The sequence below is a fragment of the Pseudonocardia sp. P1 genome, from assembly GCF_000178675.2.
GTDB lineage: Bacteria > Actinomycetota > Actinomycetes > Mycobacteriales > Pseudonocardiaceae > Pseudonocardia.
Window position 1 is genome coordinate 3,346,087 of the sequence record NZ_ADUJ02000001.1, and the last position, 19,577, is coordinate 3,365,663.

General features: G+C 75.6%; 18 protein-coding genes. 14 read left to right on the forward strand and 4 right to left on the reverse strand.

Annotation, left to right across the window (positions count from 1 at the left end; all coding sequences use genetic code 11):
- Positions 1–67: 67 nt before the first annotated feature.
- Complete coding sequence (gene ligD / locus PP1_RS15230) at positions 68–997, reverse strand: non-homologous end-joining DNA ligase (protein ID WP_010239409.1); 930 nt, start codon at positions 995–997, stop codon at positions 68–70.
- Positions 998–1,012: 15 nt separating this feature from the next.
- Here ligD and ku point away from each other — a divergent pair, with 15 nt between their 5' ends.
- Complete coding sequence (gene ku / locus PP1_RS15235; RefSeq protein WP_249265919.1) at positions 1,013–2,092, forward strand: non-homologous end joining protein Ku; 1,080 nt, start codon at positions 1,013–1,015, stop codon at positions 2,090–2,092.
- Between the two features lie 5 nt (positions 2,093–2,097).
- On the opposite strand, the gene PP1_RS15240 is transcribed toward ku, so the two are convergent.
- A complete protein-coding gene (locus tag PP1_RS15240; protein WP_083680335.1) occupies positions 2,098–3,426 on the reverse strand; it encodes an LCP family protein in 1,329 nt (442 codons plus the stop codon).
- Between the two features lie 116 nt (positions 3,427–3,542).
- On the opposite strand from PP1_RS15240, the gene PP1_RS15245 reads away from it, so the two are divergent.
- The 12 genes from PP1_RS15245 (at position 3,543) to PP1_RS15300 (ending at position 15,926) form a co-directional block, all read left to right on the forward strand.
- Positions 3,543–4,385, forward strand: coding sequence for a nucleoside phosphorylase (locus PP1_RS15245; RefSeq protein WP_010233047.1), 843 nt, complete (start codon positions 3,543–3,545; stop codon positions 4,383–4,385).
- A gap of 10 nt (positions 4,386–4,395) precedes the next feature.
- Entirely contained in the window at positions 4,396–5,457 is a 1,062-nt protein-coding gene (locus tag PP1_RS15250; protein WP_010233050.1) for an NAD-dependent epimerase/dehydratase family protein, read from the forward strand.
- Between the two features lie 87 nt (positions 5,458–5,544).
- Positions 5,545–6,192 (forward strand): glycosyltransferase family 2 protein, encoded by a 648-nt coding sequence (locus PP1_RS15255; RefSeq protein ID WP_010233054.1) that lies wholly within the window; start codon positions 5,545–5,547, stop codon positions 6,190–6,192.
- Positions 6,189–6,890: a TIGR04282 family arsenosugar biosynthesis glycosyltransferase gene (locus tag PP1_RS15260; protein ID WP_075313917.1), complete on the forward strand. Its 702-nt coding sequence runs from the start codon at positions 6,189–6,191 to the stop codon at positions 6,888–6,890. The genes PP1_RS15255 and PP1_RS15260 overlap by 4 nt, the downstream gene beginning before the upstream one ends.
- Positions 6,887–7,525: a methyltransferase domain-containing protein gene (locus PP1_RS15265; RefSeq protein WP_249265918.1), complete on the forward strand. Its 639-nt coding sequence runs from the start codon at positions 6,887–6,889 to the stop codon at positions 7,523–7,525. The genes PP1_RS15260 and PP1_RS15265 overlap by 4 nt, the downstream gene beginning before the upstream one ends.
- Positions 7,522–8,775 carry a molybdopterin-dependent oxidoreductase gene (locus tag PP1_RS15270; RefSeq protein ID WP_033200250.1) on the forward strand — a complete coding sequence of 418 codons (1,254 nt, stop codon included), beginning with the start codon at positions 7,522–7,524 and terminating at the stop codon, positions 8,773–8,775. Before PP1_RS15265 ends, PP1_RS15270 begins: the two co-directional genes overlap by 4 nt.
- Entirely contained in the window at positions 8,768–9,313 is a 546-nt protein-coding gene (locus PP1_RS15275) for a hypothetical protein (protein WP_010237494.1), read from the forward strand. Before PP1_RS15270 ends, PP1_RS15275 begins: the two co-directional genes overlap by 8 nt.
- Positions 9,310–9,678 carry a PH domain-containing protein gene (locus PP1_RS15280; protein ID WP_010237492.1) on the forward strand — a complete coding sequence of 123 codons (369 nt, stop codon included), beginning with the start codon at positions 9,310–9,312 and terminating at the stop codon, positions 9,676–9,678. The genes PP1_RS15275 and PP1_RS15280 overlap by 4 nt, the downstream gene beginning before the upstream one ends.
- 52 nt (positions 9,679–9,730) lie before the next feature.
- Entirely contained in the window at positions 9,731–11,035 is a 1,305-nt protein-coding gene (locus PP1_RS15285) for a geranylgeranyl reductase family protein (RefSeq protein ID WP_075313916.1), read from the forward strand.
- A 26-nt stretch (positions 11,036–11,061) separates the two neighbouring features.
- Entirely contained in the window at positions 11,062–11,928 is an 867-nt protein-coding gene (locus PP1_RS15290; protein WP_010237489.1) for an alpha/beta fold hydrolase, read from the forward strand.
- A 127-nt stretch (positions 11,929–12,055) separates the two neighbouring features.
- Positions 12,056–13,747, forward strand: coding sequence for a serine/threonine-protein kinase (locus PP1_RS15295; protein ID WP_075313915.1), 1,692 nt, complete (start codon positions 12,056–12,058; stop codon positions 13,745–13,747).
- 124 nt (positions 13,748–13,871) lie between these two features.
- On the forward strand, positions 13,872–15,926 hold the full coding sequence (locus PP1_RS15300; protein WP_083696989.1) for a cytochrome c oxidase assembly protein: 2,055 nt from the start codon (positions 13,872–13,874) through the stop codon (positions 15,924–15,926).
- Between the two features lie 9 nt (positions 15,927–15,935).
- Here PP1_RS15300 and PP1_RS15305 read toward each other — a convergent pair whose 3' ends face one another.
- The gene (locus PP1_RS15305) at positions 15,936–16,403 is read right to left on the reverse strand and encodes an SRPBCC family protein (RefSeq protein WP_010225747.1); all 468 of its coding nucleotides are present in this window, start codon (positions 16,401–16,403) and stop codon (positions 15,936–15,938) included.
- 55 nt (positions 16,404–16,458) lie between these two features.
- A complete protein-coding gene (locus tag PP1_RS15310; RefSeq protein ID WP_075313914.1) occupies positions 16,459–18,762 on the reverse strand; it encodes a heavy metal translocating P-type ATPase in 2,304 nt (767 codons plus the stop codon).
- Positions 18,763–18,889: 127 nt separating this feature from the next.
- On the opposite strand from PP1_RS15310, the gene PP1_RS15315 reads away from it, so the two are divergent.
- Positions 18,890–19,576 carry a DsbA family protein gene (locus tag PP1_RS15315; RefSeq protein ID WP_170918870.1) on the forward strand — a complete coding sequence of 229 codons (687 nt, stop codon included), beginning with the start codon at positions 18,890–18,892 and terminating at the stop codon, positions 19,574–19,576.
- The last annotated feature ends 1 nt before the right edge of the window (position 19,577 follow it).

Consider the following 19,577-nt stretch of genomic DNA (forward strand, 5'->3'; position numbering starts at 1 on the left):
AGGATCGCCTCAGACCAGGTCCGGCACGCCGCGCCGCGTGCACGGAAGAGTGATGATCGTGTCATCCTCACGGCTCCCGTTGCACCCCGGTGGGGTCGACGTCGTCGCGGATCCCCCGGAACACCGGCTGGCGCAGCCGGCCGGCCGCCGTCCAGCCGAGGTGCGCGACCTCCACGACGACGCGTGGCGTGCACCAGGTGGCCCCGGCCGCGTCGAGCCGGGGCAGGGTCTGCGCGAACGGTGACGACTCCGCCGTCAGCGGGCCGAGCCGCTCGGTGAGGAGCTGTTGCACCGCGTCACCGGCGAGACCGGACCCGACCCGCCCGGCGAACTCCAGCCCGTCCGGGCCGGGGACGCCGAGCAGCAGTGCCCCGATCCGGCTGCCGCTCCCCTTCTCCGGGCGCCGCCCGCCGACCACGCAGCTCTGCGAGTGCCGGTGCGCGACCTTCACCCAGTCCGGGCTGCGCCGGCCCGGCCGGTACACCGACGACTCCTTCTTCGCGACAACGCCCTCCAGCCCGCGCTCGGCGGTCACCGCCAGCAACGACGCCCCGTCCGGGTACAGCGGCGACGCCTCCACGTGCGCGAGCGCGCCCAGGTCGAGCCGCTCCAGCGTGGCCCGCCGTTCGGACAGCGGCCGGTCGAGGAGCGACACCCCGTAGAGCCGCAGAACGTCGAACACCATGAAGGTGACGGGGCGGCGCTCCGCGGCGGCGGCGCCGACGACGCCCTGCATGCGGTGGGCGAGCGCGGCGAAGCTGGGGACGCCGGCGTCGAGCAGGACGACCTCCCCGTCGAGCACGACGTCGGGGGCCGCACCGGCGAGCTCGGCGAGTTCCGGGAAGTTCGCCGTGACGTCCCGGCCGGAACGGGTACGCAGGACGAGTGCCCGGCCGTCGTCACCCTCGGTGACCGATGCCAGCACGCGCATGCCGTCCCACTTGACCTCGAACGACCAGCCGGGACCGGTCGGGAGCGGTCCGGGGGTGGCGAGCATGGGCAACACACCGTCATGCTGTCACCGAATGTCCGGCGCGCCACGTCCTGTGGCCGCGCGACCGGTACCGAGGGGGAACACCTCATGCGGGCGATCTGGAGCGGCGCCGTGTCGTTCGGGCTGGTCAGCGTCCCGATCAAGGTCTACTCGGCCACCTCCAACCACGACGTGCGCTTCCACCAGGTGCACGGTGAGGACGGCGGCCGGATCCGCTACAAGCGGACCTGCGAGGTGTGCGGCGAGGAGGTCTCCTACGCCGACATCGTCAAGGGCTTCGAGACGCCCGAGGGTGAGCTGATCACCCTCGACGAGAACGATCTCGCCTCCCTCCCGGTCGCCACCGGCCACGAGATCGACGTGATCGAGTTCGTGCCGAACGAGCAGATCGACCCGATGCTGTTCGACAAGAGCTACTACCTGGAGCCGGAGACCAAGGCCGCCAAGCCCTACGCGCTGCTGCGCGAGGCACTGAACGAGACCGACCGCACGGCCGTGGTGAAGGTGGCGCTGCGGCAGCGCGAGACGCTGGCGTTGCTGCGGGTGCGGGACAAGGCGATCGTCCTGCAGACCCTGATCTGGCCGGACGAGGTGCGCACGCCGGACTTCGACATCCTCGAGACCGACGTGGAGCTGCGGCCGCAGGAGCTGCAGATGGCGTCGTCGCTGGTCGAGAGCATGGGCGCGGACTTCGACGCGTCCGAGTTCCACGACGAGTACCGCGACGCGATGGTCGATCTCATCGAGGCCAAGAAGTCCGACGGCGACGCCCGGCCCGCGCCGGCCGCCGAACGCGCCGACGACGGCGCGGACTCCATGAGCGACCTGCTGTCCGCCCTGCAGGCGAGTGTGGACGCGGCACGGACGACGGCAGGGACGAAGTCCGGTGGGTCCACGGGCGGGAAGAAGGAGACCGCGGCGTCCGGCTCGGGATCGCGGAGCTCGTCGGGCACGAAGTCCTCGGGGTCCTCCGGGTCCTCGACCCGCTCGCGCTCCCGGAAGAGCACCGAGGAGAAGGAGACCGCGGCGACCGGCACCGAGGGCGGCGGCACGAAGCCGGCCACCACGCGGCGCCGCTCGACCCGCAAGACCGCCTGAGCCGCTCAGGGCCCGAAGCTCGACTCCGGCGGTGCCTGGTCCTGCTGCAACGCCCCGAACAGCGCCGCCGACCGCTCCTGGTCCCAGCGCAGGTTCGACCCGCTGCTGCCGCCGATCGGCACCGTCGTCTGCACGCCGTCCCCGGTCGATACGCCCCGCATCCCCCAGGCCAGGCCGGCCAGGTGCCAGATGTGGTCGGTGTCGTCGACGGTGATCGTGTCCGTCACCGCCGACGCCAGCGGCACCATCCGGAACGGGTTGATCAGCGTGAGCGGGCTGGTCGCCTTGCTCAGCAGCGCCGAGAGGAACTCCCGCTGCCGCTGGACCCGGTCGAAGTCCGAGCCCGCCGTGGCCCGGGTGCGGACGTAGCCGAGCGCGGTGCCGCCGTCGAGCTCCTGGCAGCCCTCCTGGATGTCCAGGCCGGCCTTCGGGTCCTCGATCGACTGCGGGATGCACATGTCGACCCCGCCGACCGCGTCGACCGCGCCGACGAAGCCGCCGAAGCCGACCTCGACGTAGTGGTCGACCTGCAGTCCGGTCGCGCCCTCGACGGTCTGCACGAGCAGCTGCGGGCCGCCGATCGCGAACGCCGCGTTGATCTTGTTCCGGCCCTGGCCCGGCACCGGGACGTAGGAGTCGCGCGGGAGCGAGACCAGCACGCTCCCCGAGCTGCCGGTGTGCAGCAGCATGATCGTGTCGGTGCGCTGGCCCGCGGCGTCGCCGGTGGCGAGGCGTTCCTCGTCCTCGGCGGAGAGGCCGTCGCGGCTGTCCGAGCCGACGATCAGGTAGTTCGTCCCGGACGACGACGCCTCCGACTCCGACGGCAGCGCCTCCACCCGGGTCATGTTCTGGTCCAGGTAGACGCCGAACCCGACGAACGCGACCAGCAGCACGACGAGCACGGCCTTCCAGCGGCCACGCATCGAGCCGCGCACCCGCCGCCAGTCGGGCAGCGTCGGGCCCTTGGTGACCCGGCCGTCCCGCGGGGCCTGCGACGCCGGGTGCACCGGCGGGCCGGCGGGACCACCGCCACCGCCCGCGGCACCGGCCGGGCGCGGCATCGCGCCGCCGGGCGGGACCGCGCCCCGCGGCGGCGGGTTCCCCGACCCGCGACCGGGCGGCGGCCTGCGCAGCGGACCACCACCGCGTCCGGGCGGCGGGTCCGCCGGGCGCTGCGGCGGCGACGGCGGTGGCATCGGCCGGCCCCCGTGCCCGGGCAGCGGGCCGCGACCCGGCTGGTTCGCCCAGCCCGGGCTGCCACCGCGCCTCGGCGGCCGGCCGCCCGGCGGTGGCCCACCACCGCGCGGGGGCGGGCCGCGGAAGTCTCCGGGCATGCGCGCTCCACCGTCCCGGCCCCTCGGGGTGCGGGACCGTTCCCCGACGATACTGCCGATCGCCCCGCAGACGGGGGCGGCGGCCGATCCGTCCCCGTCCGGGCAGGATCGTCGGCGTGGATCACACCGCGCTGCCGCTGTTCGAGGACGACCTGCACGCCGACGGCGTCATCCGGGCGACGGCCATGGTGCGGCGCCCGGCGGACATGCCCGACACCGCCGTCCTGTGCTGGTTCCCCGAGGTCGTCGACGACATCGGGGCCGGGGACGCCCGCGCGCTCACCGTGTGGCGCACCGAGCTGGGCCGGACCCCGGTCTGGCGCGCCCACGGCCCCGGCGGGCGGCCGGTCGCGGTGCTGCACCCGGGTGTCGGCGCACCGCTCGCGGCGATGTTCCTGGAGAACCTGGTGGCGGCCGGGGTCCGCACCGTCGTCGGCGTCGGTGGTGCCGGTGCGCTGCTGCACGAGCTGACCCTGGGGCACGCCGTCGTCCTCGGCAGCGTGCTGCGCGACGAGGGCACCTCGTTCCACTACCAGCCGCCGTCGCGGACCCTCGACGCCGATCCGGGCGGGATCGAGGTCCTCGGGCGGGTGCTCGACGACGCCGGCATCCCCCGGACCGTCGGCCGGTGCTGGACCACCGACGCCGTCTACCGGGAGACCCCGCAGCGCATCGAGCGGCGCCGCGCGGAGGGGTGCGCGGTCGTCGACATGGAGGCGTCCGCGCTGGTCGCGGCGGCCGCCCGGCTCGGCGTCGGGTACGGGCAGGTGTTCCTGGCCGCCGACTCGCTGGCCGGCCCGGAGTGGGAACACCGCGGTTGGACGACGGCGGCGCAGGCCAGGTCCGGCCTGTTCGGCCTGGCACTGGCCGCGGCCGAGCGCTGGGCCGGCGAGCGGGACCGGGCACCGGACAGCCCCGGACGACCGGCCCAGCGGGCGGGCGGCGCCGTCGACCCATAGCGTCCGGACGATGCGCGTACTCCTGACCGGCGGTGCCGGTTTCATCGGCTCCCACGTCGCCGACCGCCTCACGGCCGACGGCCACGACGTCGTCCTGCTCGACGCGCTGCTCCCGCAGGCGCACGGGCCCGGCGCCGTTCCGGACGGCGACCACGAGCTCGTCCACGGCGACGTCCGCGACGCCGACCTCGTCCGGCGGCTGCTGTCCGGGGTGGACGCGGTCTGCCACCAGGCGGCGATGGTCGGGCACGGCGTCGATCCCTCGGACGCCCCCGACTACGCCGCGCACAACGACCTCGGCACCGCGGTGCTGCTGGCGCAGATGCACGCGGCCGGGGTGCACCGGCTGGTGCTCGCCGGCTCGATGGTCGTCTACGGCGAGGGCCGCTACGACTGCCCGGACCACGGCGTCGTCCGACCGGGACCGCGCGCGTTCGACGACATCGACGCGGGTCGGTACGAGCCGCGCTGCCCGGAGTGCGGCAAGGACCTCGAACCCGGGCTGGTCCCGGAGAGCGCCCCGGTCGACCCGCGCAGCACCTACGCCGCGACCAAGCTCGCCCAGGAGCACCTGGCGTCGGCGTGGGCCCGGCAGACCGGCGGCACCGTGTGGTCGCTGCGCTACCACAACGTCTACGGCCCCCGGATGCCCCGCGACACCCCGTACGCCGGGGTCGCCTCGATCTTCCGGTCCGCGCTGGAGCGCGGCGAGGCCCCGCGGGTGATGGAGGACGGGCGCCAGCGCCGGGACTTCGTGCACGTCAGCGACGTCGCGGCGGCCAACGCGGCCGCGCTGCTCGCCGATCCCGAGCCGACCGGGTTCGGGGCGGCGAACGTGTGCTCCGGCGAGCCGCACACGATCGGCGACCTCGCCGCGGAGCTCGCCAGGGCGATGGGCGGGCCGGCGCCGGAGATCACCGGCGGGGCCCGGCCGGGCGACGTGCGGCACGTGGTCGCCGACCCGTCGTACGCGGCGTCGCGGCTCGGGTTCCGAGCGGCCACGTCGTTCGCCGACGGGGTCACGGCGTTCGCCACCGATCCGCTGCGGTCACCCGTCCGGGCGACGACCTAGATCTTTCACCGAACCGCGGGGCACCTCGTGTCCGAACACCCTTCCGTTCGGCGGGCACAACTGCGGCGGAGAGGTGAAGATCGCGACGTGTATCCGGAGATCGTTCTCCCGTGCCTGGACGAGGCCGAGGCGCTGCCCCACGTCCTGGACCGGATGCCGCACGACTGGCCGGTGATCGTCGTCGACAACGGGTCGACGGACGGCACCGCGGACGTCGCGCGCGCCCACGGCGCCCGGGTCGTCGTCGAGCCACGGCGCGGGTACGGCGCCGCCGTCCACGCCGGCCTGGAGGCGGCGACCGGCGAGCTCGTCGCGTTCCTCGACGGCGACGGCTCGCTCGACGCGGGCGCGCTCCCGGGGATGGCCGAGACGGTCGCCTCGGGCCGTGCCGACATCGCCGTCGGGCGGCGGGTGCCGGACTCCGCGAGCGTCTGGCCCTGGCATGCCCGCGCCGCCAACTCCGTGATCGCCGGGATGCTGCGCGGCCGGGGCGTGCCGGTGCACGACATCGCCCCGATCCGGGTCGCCCGCCGGCAGGCGCTGCTCGATCTCGACATCGCCGACCGCGCCTTCGGCTACCCCCTCGAACTGCTGCTCAAGGCGGGCCGCGCCGGCTGGCGGTTCGACGAGACCCCGGTGGCCTACTCACGGCGGGCCGGTGGCCGGTCGAAGGTGTCCGGCTCGGTGAAGGGCACCGCACGGGCCGGCCGCGACATGATCCGGTTGCTGCGATGAGCGCCCGGGTCACCACGGTCGTGCTGGCCAAGGCACCGGTGCCGGGGCGGGTCAAGACCCGGCTCTGCCCACCGGCGACACCGGACCAGGCCGCGGCCCTCGCGTCCGCGGCACTGCTGGACACCCTCGACGCCGCGGCCGGTGTCCCGGGCGACACCGTCGTCGCGATCACCGGGTCCCGCGCCGACGCCGTCGGGGCGGCCGGGCTGCGCGCCGTCCTGGACCGGGTCGGCGTCGTCGAGCAGCGCGGGGACGGCCTGGCCGCCCGGATCGCCGCCGCGCACGCCGACGCCGCCGCGCTGCACCCGGGGCGCCCGACGCTGCAGATCGGCATGGACACCCCGCAGGCGTCGGCGGAGCTGCTCGCACGCTGCGCGGACCGGCTCGCCGAGCCCGGCGTCGACGCCGTGCTCGGGCCCGCCACCGACGGCGGCTGGTGGGTCCTGGGCCTGCACGACCCGGCCGCGGCGGCCCTGCTGGCCGGGGTCCCGATGTCGTGCGAGGAGACCGGCGCCCGCACGCTCGACGCGCTGCGGGCCGCCGGCCTCACGGTCGCCGTCGTCGACGCGCTGACCGACGTGGACACCGCGGACGAGGCCGTCGACGTCGCCCGCGGGATCCCGGGCAGCCGGTTCGCCGCGGTCGTCGACGAGCTCGCGGGGGTGCTCGCGGGCGGGCACGCCGGGGTGCTCGAGTGACGGCCCCGCCCCGCCGGGCAGGACTGCCCGGGTTCGACCGCCCGCTGGCCGGGACGCCGTCGTCGCTGATCTGCGACGACGGCACCGAGATCCCGCTCGACGTCGGCCGGTGGACCGAGCCCGCCGCCGGCTGCGACGCCTGGCTGCTGCGGCACTGCACCGGCCCCACGGTGGACCTCGGCTGCGGGCCGGGCCGGCTGCTCGTCGCGCTGGCCGCCCGCGGGATCGCCGCGATCGGCGTCGACGGGTCGGCCGTGTCGGCGGGGCACTGCCGGCAGCGCGGCGTCCCGATGATCCACACCGATCTCTTCGGCCCGCTGCCCGGCGAGGGCGGCTGGGCGCACGTGCTGCTGGCCGACGGCAACGTCGGCATCGGCGGTGATCCCGCCGCGCTGCTGGCCCGCGCCGCACGGCTCCTCGCCCCGGGCGGGACCGTCCTGGTCGAGGTCGATCCGCGGCCCGGCCACGACTGGCACGGCACCGCGCGGGTGGCCTGCCCGGACGGCGCCGGCGATCCGATCCCGTGGGCCGTGCAGGGTGCCCTTTCCCTGTCCGTCACCGCCGGGCGCGCCGGGCTGCGGGTCACCGACTGGCATCCCGGTGACCGGGTGTTCCTGGAGCTGACCGGGCCGTGAGCCGACGGGTGCTGCGCTGGCGGAGCCCGATCCGCGGACCGTGGCTGACGTCGATGTTCGCCCTGCCGCTGCTGGTGGGGCTGCCGGTCGTCGCGCTCACCGGGCTGCTGGACCGGCTCGCCTACGGGCGTTCCCAGGCGATCCCGGACGCCGACGCCGTCGGCGGGCTGCAGCTGCCCTGGTGGGAGTGGCCGGTCTCGCCGTCGTGGCTGTTCCGGCTGACCGAGGGCCTGCACGTCGTGCTGGGGATCGTGCTGGTGCCGATGGTGCTGGCCAAGCTGTGGTCGGTGATCCCGAAGCTGTTCACCGCGCCGCCGCGGAACCCGGTGCGGCTGCTGGAACGGCTGACCCTCGTCCCGCTGGTCGGGTCGATCCTCTTCCTGATCGTCACCGGGCTGCTCAACACCCAGTACGACTACGTCTTCGGCTTCTCCTTCTACGACGGGCACTACGCCGCCGCGTGGGTGTTCATGGCGTCGTTCGCGCTGCACGTCGTGCTGAAGCTGCCCACGGTGGTCCGGTCGTTGCGTTCCCGGTCGTTGCGCGCGGAGCTGCGGACCCCGCTCGCCGCGACCCGCCCGGAGGAGGGGCCGGACGAGCTCGTCGCGCCCGATCCCGACCCGCCGACCGTGTCCCGTCGCGGGGCGCTGGCGCTGGCCGGTGGGGGCATGCTGTTCGTCGCCGCGCTCACCGTCGGCCAGGTCACCGACCGGTTCCGCGCGACGGCGCTGCTGCTGCCCCGCGGACGCACCACCGATCCCGCCGCCACCGAGCGCGGCGGGCCGAACGACTTCCCGGTGAACCGCACGTTCGTCGCGTCCGGCATCGCCCCGGACGCCGTCGGTGACGGCTGGGCCCTGGAGCTGACCGGTGGCGACGCACCCGTCGTGCTGGACCGGGCCGCGCTCCTGGCGCTGCCGCAGCACACGGCCGAGCTGCCGATCGCCTGTGTCGAGGGCTGGTCGACCCTGCAGACCTGGACGGGGGTGCGGCTGGCCGACCTGGCCCGCGCGGCGGGCGTCCCGGGCCCCGGCGGCGCGACGGTCGGCTCCGTCGAGGCGGCGGGCCCCTTCACCCGGTCCGAGCTCGGCCGGGCCCAGGTGCTGGCCGGGGACTCGCTGCTGGCGCTGCGCGTGAACGGGGCCGACCTGTCCCGCGACCACGGCTTCCCGGCGCGGCTGATCGTCCCGGCGCTGCCCGGGGTGCACAACACCAAGTGGGTGGCGACGATCCGGTTCCGCCGTGGGTGAGCACCGCGCGGACCGGCGACGGGCGGGCCGCACCGCGCCGTCCGGTGGTGGGGCCCTGGGCAGCGCGGTGCGCGGCACCGGATGGCTGGTGCGGCTGCTCGCCGTCGCCGCCTCGCTCGCCCTCACCGGCTACGCGGTGCACGCGATCGTCGGGGACTCCCCCGCCCTGCTCCGCACGGCACTGTGGTTCGCCGGGGCGCTGGTCCTGCACGATCTGGTGCTGTTCCCGCTGTACGCGGCCGGTGACCGGCTGCTCCTGCTCGGCCTGCCTCGGACCCGGGTGCCGCTGGTCAACCACGTCCGGGTCCCGGTGCTGGGCTCCGGGCTCGCGCTGCTGATGTTCCTGCCCGGGATCCTCCGGCAGGGCACCGCCACCCACCTCGCCGCGACCGGGCTCGACCAGGAGCCCTACCGGATGCGGTGGGTGTGGCTGACGATCGCGCTGTTCGCCGTCTCCGCGCTGGTGTGGCTGGTGCGGACCCTCGTCGCGCACCGGCCGCGGGCGGACCGCGCCGCGCCCGGCAGGATCGGGCCATGAGCGAACCCGTCTTCGACGAGCGCAACCAGCTCGACACGGTCGCGGCCGGCCTGCTGGAGGGCGAGCGGATCCTCGCGGTGTACGACGCGGTGGCCGGCGGCACCGGGTTCCTCGGCCTCACCGACCTGCGGGTGGTGGTGCAGGACAACTCGTTCACCGGGAAGCGGACGGCGGTCACGTCGATCCCGTACTCGCGGATCAGCGCCGTCTCGTTCGTCACCGACCGGAACTCGCTGGGCCGGTTCGCGAGCGCGGGCGAGATCGCGGTGACGGTCGGCGCGCAGACCTGGGAGATCGCGTTCCGGAGCGACGACCGGGCCCGGCACGCCCACGACGTCATCCTCTGGCACCTCACCCGGGCGTGACCGGGGGCACGCTCGGCGGCGGGCCCGCCCGGGCGGTTGCGACACTGGTCGCATGACCACCCCCGCCTCGTCGCCGAGCCCGCCCGACGCCGCGGCCCCGGCCGCGCCGGAGAGCACCGACGTCCTCGTGGTGGGGGCCGGGCCGGCCGGATCGGCGGCCGCGGCCTGGGCCGCCCGGCACGGGCTCGACGTCGTGCTCGCCGACTCCGCGACGTTCCCCCGGGACAAGGCCTGCGGCGACGGATTGACACCGCGGGCGATCGCCGAGCTCGGCCGGCTCGGGCTCGGCGACTGGGTGGACACCCACGGCACGAACCAGGGACTGCGGGCACACGGGTTCGGTCAGGTCCTGGAGCTGCCCTGGCCGGGCGGGTCGCTGCCGGCGCACGGTTCGGCGATCCCGCGGACCGAGCTGGACGCCGGGATCCGGCGGGCCGCGCTGGACGCGGGCGCGACGCCGATGGAGGGCGCCAAGGCGGTCGACGTGACGTTCGCCGGTGACCGGCTCGACACCGTCGTGTTCGACGACGGCCGGTCCGTCCGGTGCCGGCGCCTCGTCGTCGCCGACGGGGCGCGGTCCACCCTGGGCCGGGTGCTCGGCCGGGAGTGGCACCAGGACACCGCCTACGGCGTCGCCGCCCGCGGCTACATCACCTCCGGCCGGCACGACGACCCGTGGATCAGCTCGCACCTGGAGCTCCGCGGCGAGGCCGACGAGGTCCTGGCCGGCTACGGCTGGCTGTTCCCGCTCAACGACGGCCGGGTCAACATCGGCGTCGGCACCCTCGCCACCGACCGGCGGCCGGCGAACCTGCGGCTGCGCAGCCTCATCGAGCACTACGCCGGCGCCCGCCGCGCGGACTGGGAGCTCGGCCCGAAGGTCGAGCTGGTCCGGTCCGCGCTGCTGCCGATGGGCGGTGCGGTGTCCGGTGTGGCCGGACCGAACTGGGCGCTGATCGGCGACGCCGCTGGCTGCGTGAACCCGCTCAACGGCGAGGGGATCGACTACGGCCTGGAGACCGGCCGGTTGGTCGCCGAGCTGCTCGCCGCCGGTGCCGATCTCGGCCGGGCCTGGCCCGCGACCCTGCGCTCGCACTACGGCCTGGCCTTCTCCATCGCCCGCCGGCTCGCCGGGCTGATCACGATCCCCCGGCTGCTCCCGCTGGCCGGGCCGGTCGGCATGCGCTCCCGGTCGCTGATGACGGTGGCGCTGCGGGTGATGGGGAACCTGGTGACCGACGAGGACCGCGACCTCACGGCGCGGGCCTGGCGGGCCGCCGGACGGCTGTCGGTGCGGTTCGACGACCGGCCGCCGTTCCCGGCCGCCGACCTGCGGGTCCCCGCGCCGGCCCGCTGAGACCGGGGTACGGCAGGATCACTGCCGTGACCACCGGTGGACCGACCGTCGTGCTCGTCCACGGCGCCGCGTGCAACTCGTCGTCGTGGACGGGGGTCGTCCGCGAGCTCGCGCTCCGCGGCGTCCGCACCCTCGCCGTGGACCTTCCCGGGCACGGCCCGGGTGCGCGCATCCCCCGCGGCCTGCTCGGCGGCCGCGACGCCGCGCTCGCCGCGACCGAGCCGAGCGGGATGGCCGGCGTCGGGACCGCCGACGACGTCGCGTCCGTCGCGGGTGTGCTGCGGCGGGCGAGGGAGCACGGGCCCGTCGTGCTCGTGGGGATCAGCCGGGGCGGGCTCACGCTGAACGCGGTCGCCAACGCGCACCCGGAGCTGGTGGACCGGCTCGTCTACGTCACCGCGCACTGCCCGGTCGCTGCGGGCGCCGGCGAGTACCACGCGAGCCCGGAGAACGCGGACAGCCTGTTGCACGACACCGCGGGGCTGATCGTCGCCGATCCCGGCGTGATCGGGGCGCTGCGGTTCGACTGGGGCACCGCCGATCCCGCGCTGCTCGACACCCTGCAGGCCGCGCTGCTCGCCGACGGGACCCGCGACGAGCTGCTCACCTACCTCCACGCACAGGACCCGGACGAGTCGGTCCTCATCGACGACGACCGGGTGCGCGCCGACGCGGCCACCTGGGGAACGATCCCGCGGCACTACGTCCGGCTCCCCGCCGACCGCGCCCTGCCGGTCGCGCTGCAGGACCGCTGGATCGCCGAGGCGGACGCCCTCACCCCGGACAACCGGTTCGTCGTGCACGACCTCGACGCGACGCACATCGGCGCGCAGGTGCACCCCGGGCCGCTCGCGGACGTCCTGGAGGGGATCACGAGGCTCCACAACGGGTGATCGCGCCGATCGTGGCGCGCCGACCCGCCCCCGGTGCGGTGCGTGACGGTACGGTCGGCCGACTCTCCGCCACGCGGCGGACGGCCGGGCGCGGACCGGGCCGCGACACCGACCATCGGGAGGGCCCGTGCAGCGCGGGGACGATCCGGACCGCACCCGCCGGGCGGCGCCCGGGACGTGGCAGACCGGGAACCACCGCCGGGACGGCGCGCGCCGTGCCGACGACGACCCCGCCACCCGGCGGAACGCCCCGCCGCCGGCGGGCCCGCCACCACAGGGCCCCCCGCAGCAGGGGAACCCGCCCCAGGGCCGGTCCCCGCAGGGGCCGCCGCAGCAGGGCCCGCACCAGCCGGGACCGCCGCCGCAGGGCGCACCGCAGGACCCCACCCGCCGGACGCCGCCGCCGGACGCGACCCGCCGGGTCGGCCCGCCACCGCCACCCGGTGCGCCCCCGCCCGGGCACGGTGACCCGGCCACGGCACGGCACGGCGGCCCGCCGCCCGACGGCACCCGCCGGATGGGCCCGCCCCCGACCGCCGCCTACGGCGCACTCCGGCAGCACCGCCCGGACGCGACCCGGATGATGCCCGCGCCCGTCACCGAGCCGGAGCTGCTCGGCGGGCGCTACCGCCTGGAGGGCCTCCTCGGCCAGGGCGGCATGGCCGACGTCCACCGCGCCACCGACACCCGGCTCAACCGGCCGGTCGCCGTCAAGATCTTCGGTGCGGCCGACGACCCGACCGCCGACCAGCGCTTCGAGCAGGAGGCGCAGGTCATGGCGAACCTGCGGCACCCCGGCCTGGTCGCGGTGCACGACTTCGCCGTCGAGCCGGACCGCGCCTACCTGGTGATGGAGCTCGTCGACGGGCCGTCGCTCAAGGACGTCGTCGCCCGCGAGGACCTGCCGCCCGACGACATCCGCCGGATCGGCACCGAGATCGCGCAGACCCTCGCCTACGTCCACGGCCAGGGCGTGACGCACCGGGACGTGAAGCCGTCCAACGTGCTGATCGACTCCGACGGCCGCGCCCGGCTGGCCGACTTCGGCATCGCCGCGCTGCTGGGCGCGGACGGCCACACCGCGGCCGGGGAGATCATCGGGACGCCGGCGTACCTCTCGCCGGAGCAGGTGCAGGGCCGCGAGGTCGGCCCGCCGACCGACGTCTACGCGCTCGGGCTGGTGCTGCTGGAGTCCTGGACCGGGCGGCAGGAGTACCAGGGCGAGGGACTGCAGGGCGCCGCGGAGCGGGTGCACCGTGCCCCGGTCGTGCCCGCGGACGTCCCGGACCCGCTGCGGTCGACGATCGCCGAGGCCACCGCCACCGACCCGCGCCGGCGGCCGGACGCCCACCGGGTCGCCGAGATGCTCGCCGCACCCACCCCGGCGCCGGTGGCCCCGGAACCCGAGCCGGAGCCCGAGCAGCGGGACCTGGGCTCGTCCGGGGCCGGGAAGTGGATCGCGATCGGCGCGTTCGTCGTCGCGCTCCTCGTGCTGCTCATCGGGTTCCTGCTCTTCGGCGGGGACGGCTCGGACACCCAGGCCCCGCCGACGACGGAGTCCAGCGCTCCCCCCACGACGGAGAGCAGCGAGCAGACCAGCGAGGCGCCGACGTCGGAGGACGGCGGGGGCGGGTTCCCGCTGCCGTCGCTGCCGTCGAACCTGCCGACCGAGCTGCCGTCGCTGCCGTCGAACCTGCCCACCGAGCTGCCGTCGCTGCCCTCGAACCTGCCGGACCCCGGTCAGATCGGGGAGGACGCGCAGGGCTTCTGGGACACCGTCTCGGGCTGGTGGTCACGGTTCACCGGCGGAGGGAACTGATCCGCGCGGCGTGACGGTGCCGACCCGGGGCGGCGTGCACCGGCGGGCATCGGGGACCATCGTGGGTGGAGCGCGGGCCGCAGCTCAGGACGCGGCTCGCCGGTGACACCTGCGGAGGACCTCGGTGAGCGCGAGCACGGAGCCGACCACCCCCACCGGGGCCGGCCCGCGACCGGACGGAGCGGGCCCGGATCCTGCGGTCGGCCCGCCGGTCCGGCGTGACCGCCGGTCGTCGCTCACCGCGCTGACGCTCGTCCTCGCCGCGGCCTGCGCCGGGCTCGCCGTCGCCGTGTCCCTCGGCGACGACGGGTTCTGGCAGCTGAGCGGCCTGCCCGTCCCGGCCCCCGGGGTGAAGGCCGCGACGGTCGCGGCGAAGGTGCTCGCCGTCGCCGCCACGGCGCTGGCCGCCGGATCGCTGCTGGTCGGCGGGCTGCTCGCGGCCCCGCAGGAGTCCGGGACCGTCGACGTGCACGGCTACCGGGCGGTCCGCCGCGGCACCCTCGCCGCCGGTGCCGCCGGGGTGCTCGCGATCGGCGCCGCCTGGCTGTCGGTCGCCGACATGATCGGCACCGCGCCGTCCGAGCTGGCCTCGGCCGGGCCGGTCGGCTGGCTGGGCGCGGCCGCGACGCTCGAGGAGCCGCTGGGCTGGGCGCTGGCCGGTGTCGTCCTGCTGCTGGTCACCGCCGGTGCCGCCTGGACGCTGAGCTGGAAGGCGGTCGCCGCGCTCGGCGCGATCGCCGCGGCCGCTGTCGCGCTGCCGGCCGCGGTGCACCCGGCCGCGACCGGCACCGCGCACGACTGGAGCGGCGACGCGAACGTGCTGCGCGCCGTCGCGGGTGTCGCCTGGCTGGGCATCGTGGCCGCGCTCGTCGCGCACCGCACGCACGGTGGGGCGCTCGGTGGGCGGACCGGGGCGCGGGCCCGCGGCCTGCTGCTCGTGACGGGCGTCGTGTACCTGGTGGGCGAGGTCGTCCTCCAGCTGGTGGTGACGACCGGTGGCCCGCTGTCCGGGTCGGCGTACGTGCGCACCGCCGTCGTCGTGGCGCTGCTGCTGGTGGCGCTGGTGCCCGTCACCGCCCTGATCGGGGCTGGCCTGCGCGACGACCCCGGCGGGCGCGCGACGGGCCGGTGGCTCCCGGTCGGGGCGGTGCTCGGCGCGCTGGTGGCGACGCTGGGGGTCGCGGGCATCCGGCTCGTCCCGCCGCGGTTCACCGGCGCCGGGGCGACCGCGCTGGAAACGCTGATCGGCTGGGACATCGAGCAGCCCTTCACCGCGCTGACGCTGCTCACCCACTGGCGCTGGAACCTGCTGTTCGGTACCGGCGCGGTGCTGCTGGCCGTGCTGTACGCGATCGGCGTGCACCGGCTCGCCGGCCGTGGCGTGCGCTGGCCGGTCGGGCGCACCTGGGCGTGGATGCTGGGCTGCGCGACGCTGCTGCTGGCGACGTCGTCCGGGCTGGGCTTCTACTCACCGTCCATGTTCAGCGTCCACATGATCAGCCACATGACGCTGAACATGCTCGCGCCGATCCTGCTCAGCCTGGGCGGGGCGGTCACGCTGGCGCTGCGCGTGCTGCGCCCGGCCGGCCGCGGCAACCCGCCCGGCCCGCGGGAGTGGCTGCTCGCCGGCGTCCACTCCCGGATCGCGCGGGTGCTGACCCACCCGGCGTGCGCCGCGGTGCTGTTCGTCGGCTCGTTCTACGTCCTGTACTTCACCCCGCTGTTCGACGGCGCCCTGCGGTTCCACTGGTCGCACCAGCTGATGAACCTGCACTTCGTGCTGGTCGGGTACCTGTTCTTCTGGCCGCTGATCGGCGTCGACTCGGCGCCGCACCGGCTGCCGCACCTGGGCAGGCTCGCCGTGATGCTGGCGACGATGCCGTTCCACGCGTTCTTCGGGATCGCGGTGATGAGCTCGTCGGAGGTGCTCGGCCGCAACTTCTACGCCCAGGTCGGGCTGCCCTGGATCGATCTGCTCGCCGACCAGAAGGTCGGCGGTGGCATCGCCTGGGCGACCGGCGAGATCCCGATGCTGCTGGTGATGGTGACGCTGGTGGTGCAGTGGTCCCGGGACGACTCCCGGGAGGCGGCCCGCAAGGACCGGCAGGCCGAACGGGACGACGACGCCGAGCTGCGCGCCTACAACGAGATGCTGTCGAAGCTGCGTCAGGGCGGCTGAGGGCGCCGGTCAGCCCGCCTCGGCGACCGCCTTGAGCCGGGACAGGCCGCGCTCGAAGTCCCCGCCCATCAGCCGGTCCATCGGCACGACCCTGCCGACGACCGCGGCCAGCCCGGTCTGCTCCCCCGTCATCCGCCAGGTGACGTCGGTGGCACCGGCGCCGTCACCGGTGGGCGCCAGCAGGAACGTCGACGTGCTGGTGCTGCGGAACGGCTTCTCGAAGGTCACGAGGATGTCGATCCGGTCGTCGGCGACGCCGGTGACCTCCATGGTGCCGCGGCCCGCCTTGCGGTTGCCCGACCAGGCGTAGCGGGCTCCGACGCCCTGCTCCGGACCGGAGTACTCCCGCTCCAGGGCGGGATCGAGGCCCTCCCACGGCGACCACGCCCGCCACTCGCGGAGGTCGGCGACGAGCCGGTGGACCCGCTCGGCCGGGGCGCCGACCACGACCCGCCGCTGGACGGTGTAGCTGCTCATGGCGGAACCGTAGGGCTCCGTGGTGTCCCGGACCAGTGTCGCGGGCCGCGGAGGATCAGGCGGGGGCCTCGACGTAGGACTCCTCGTCGGCGGCCGGGTCGCGCCGGCCGCCGAGGGTCTCGTCGGCCCAGCTCGCGGCCCGGCGCAGGCGCAGGCTGTTCGTCACCACCAGGAACGACGACACGGCCATCGCCGCCCCGGCCAGCAGCGGGTTGAGCAGCCCCGCCATCGCGACCGGGATCGCCGCGACGTTGTAGCCGAACGCCCACCACAGGTTGCCGCGGATCGTGCCCATCGTGGCCCGGGCGAGCTCGACGGTCGCCGGGAGCACCCGCAGGTCGTCGCGGACGAGCACGACGTCGGCGGCCTCCAGCGCGACGTCGGTGCCCGAGCCGACCGCGACGCCGAGGTCCGCGGTGGCGAGCGCGGCGGCGTCGTTCACGCCGTCGCCGACCATCGCGACCGTGTGGCCCTGCTCCTGCAGCGCGCGGACGTGGTCGACCTTGCCGTCGGGCAGTGCCCCGGCGACGACCTCGGTGATCCCGCAGGCCGCGGCGACGGCGTGCGCCGCGGCGGGCCGGTCGCCGGTCAGCAGGACCGGGCGCAGGCCCGCGGCGACCAGCTCGGCGACCGCGACGGGTGCCGACTCCTTGACCGGGTCGGACAGCGCGACCAGGCCGGCGAGCTCCCCCGGATCGGGCCCGTCGGCCTCCCCGACGTGCACCGCGACGACGGTGTGCCCGGCCGCCTCCCAGCCGGCCAGCCGGTCGGCGAGCCCACCGGCGTCGGCCGGGGGACGGCCGACCGTCACGGTGACGCCGTCGACGGTGCCCCGGGCGCCGAGCCCGGGCAGCGCGGCGAAGTCGTCGAGCGCGGGCACGCTCAGCCCGAGGTCGGCGGCCCGGGTGCGGATCGCGGCGGCGATGGCGTGCTCGGAGCCGGATTCGACGGCCGCCGCGCGGGCGAGCAGCTCGTCCGCACCGGTCCCGGCGGCCGTCGCGACGTCGGCGACGGTCATCCGGCCGGTGGTCAGGGTCCCGGTCTTGTCCAGCACGACGGTGTCGGCGGCCCGGGTCGTCTCCAGCGCCCGGTAGCCCTTCACGAAGATGCCCAGCTCGGCACCGCGCCCGGTGGCCACCATCAGCGCGGTCGGGGTCGCCAGGCCGAGCGCACACGGACAGGCGATGATCACGACGGCGATCGCAGGCCCCAGCGAGCCCGCCCAGCCGGCGCCCGCGAGGAGCCACCCGCCCAGCGTCAGCAGCGCCAGCCCGAGCACCACCGGCACGAACACCGACGACACCCGGTCCACCAGCCGCTGGGTCGCGGACTTCTCGGTCTGCGCCCGCTCGACGGCGGCGATCATCCGGGCCAGCCGGGTGTCGGCGCCGACCTGCTCCGCGACGACCACCAGCCGTCCGCCCGACGGGATCGTGCCGCCGGTGACGGCGTCGCCGGGGCCGACCTCGACCGGCACCGGCTCCCCGGTCATCGCGCTCGTGTCGACGGCCGCCCGCCCGGTCTCCACGACGCCGTCGGCGGCGATGCGCGCACCCGGCCGGACGAGGAAACGGTCGCCGGCGCGCAGCCGTCCGACCGGGACGGTCGTCTCCGTCCCGTCGACGAGGACGGTGACCTCGTCGGACTCGAGCGCGGCCAGCGAGCGCATCACCCGGCCCGCGGTGCGCCGCGCCCGCGCCTCGAAGTAGCGCCCGGCCAGCACGAACGTCGTGACGCCCGCCGCGACCTCCAGGTACAGCGGCCCGGACGGGTGCAGCACCGCGTCCCACCCGGTCAACGCGGTCCGCGTGTCGGTGAAGGCCATCTCCCCCAGCGACCACGCCGACGCCGAGATGACGCCCAGCGAGACGAGGGTGTCCATCGACGTCGTGCCGTGCCGCAGGTTCGTGAACGCGGTCCGGTGGAACGGCCACGCCGCCCAGACGACGACCGGCAGCGCGAGCGCGACCACCACCCACTGCCAGAACGGGAACCGCAGCGTCGGGACCAGCGACATCGCCAGCGACAGGTCCGCGAGCGGGATGAAAAGGACGAGCGCGACGGCCATCCGCGTCCGCAGCCTGCGGAGCGCGGTGTCGTCGGTGGCGGCGTCGCCGGTGTCGCCGGAGGCGGGGCGCAGCTCGGTGGCCCCGTAGCCCGCCTTGCGCACCGTCTCGACCAGCGTCTCGACGGGCGTGCCCGGCGGGTGCTCGACGACCGCACGCTCGGTCGCGAGGTTGACGGTCGCGCGGACGCCGTCGAGCTTGCCGAGCTTGCGCTCGACCCGCCCGACGCAGGCGGCGCAGGTCATGCCGTCGATCCGCAGCTCGACCGTTCGGACGTCGCTGTCGGTACTCACGTCTCCATGGTTCTACACGAAGTCAAACAACGCCCACCCGGGCTCGTGACCACCCACCCCGGGGCGGCGACCGGACCGGCGAGGGGTACAAGGGTGGGGTGACCAGGATGCGCGAGGAGGACCGATGATGGCCGGGAAGCGGAAGGCTCCGCCGTCGAAGAACCCGCTCACGGCGAAACGGGGTCCGTCGCAGGCCACGGTGATCGGCACCGTCGTCGTCGTCGCGTTCGCGGCCGTCGTCGGGTTCGGGGTGTTCTGGAACAACCAGCCCGCGGACGTCGTCGTCCCGCAGAACGCGACCGCGCAGGGGATCTCCACCGGCAACGCCGCGGCCGCCAAGAAGATCGACATCTACCTCGACTTCCAGTGCCCGGCGTGCAAGCAGTTCCAGCAGCTCTCCGGGTCGACGGTCGACGAGCTGCGCGACTCCGGGCAGGCCGAGGTCATCTACCACCCCATCGCGATCCTGGACAACACCTCACCGGACCGCTTCTCCTCCCGGTCGGCCGCCGCGGCGGGCTGCGTCGCCGAGGCCGGGGCCTTCCCGCAGTGGGAGAAGCTGATGTACGAGAACCAGCCCCGGGAGGGCGACGCGGGCCTGACGACGGCACAGATGGCCCAGCTGGCGCAGCAGGCCGGCGCGCAGGGCGACGTCACCTCGTGCATCGAGGACGAGCGGTTCGAGCCGTGGGCCCAGAGCATCACCCAGCAGGCGTTCCAGGCCGAGGTGCAGAGCACCCCGACCGTGAAGGTCGACGGGCAGACGATCGACAACCCGGTGCCCGACGCCCTGAAGCAGGCCGTCGCGAGCTGAT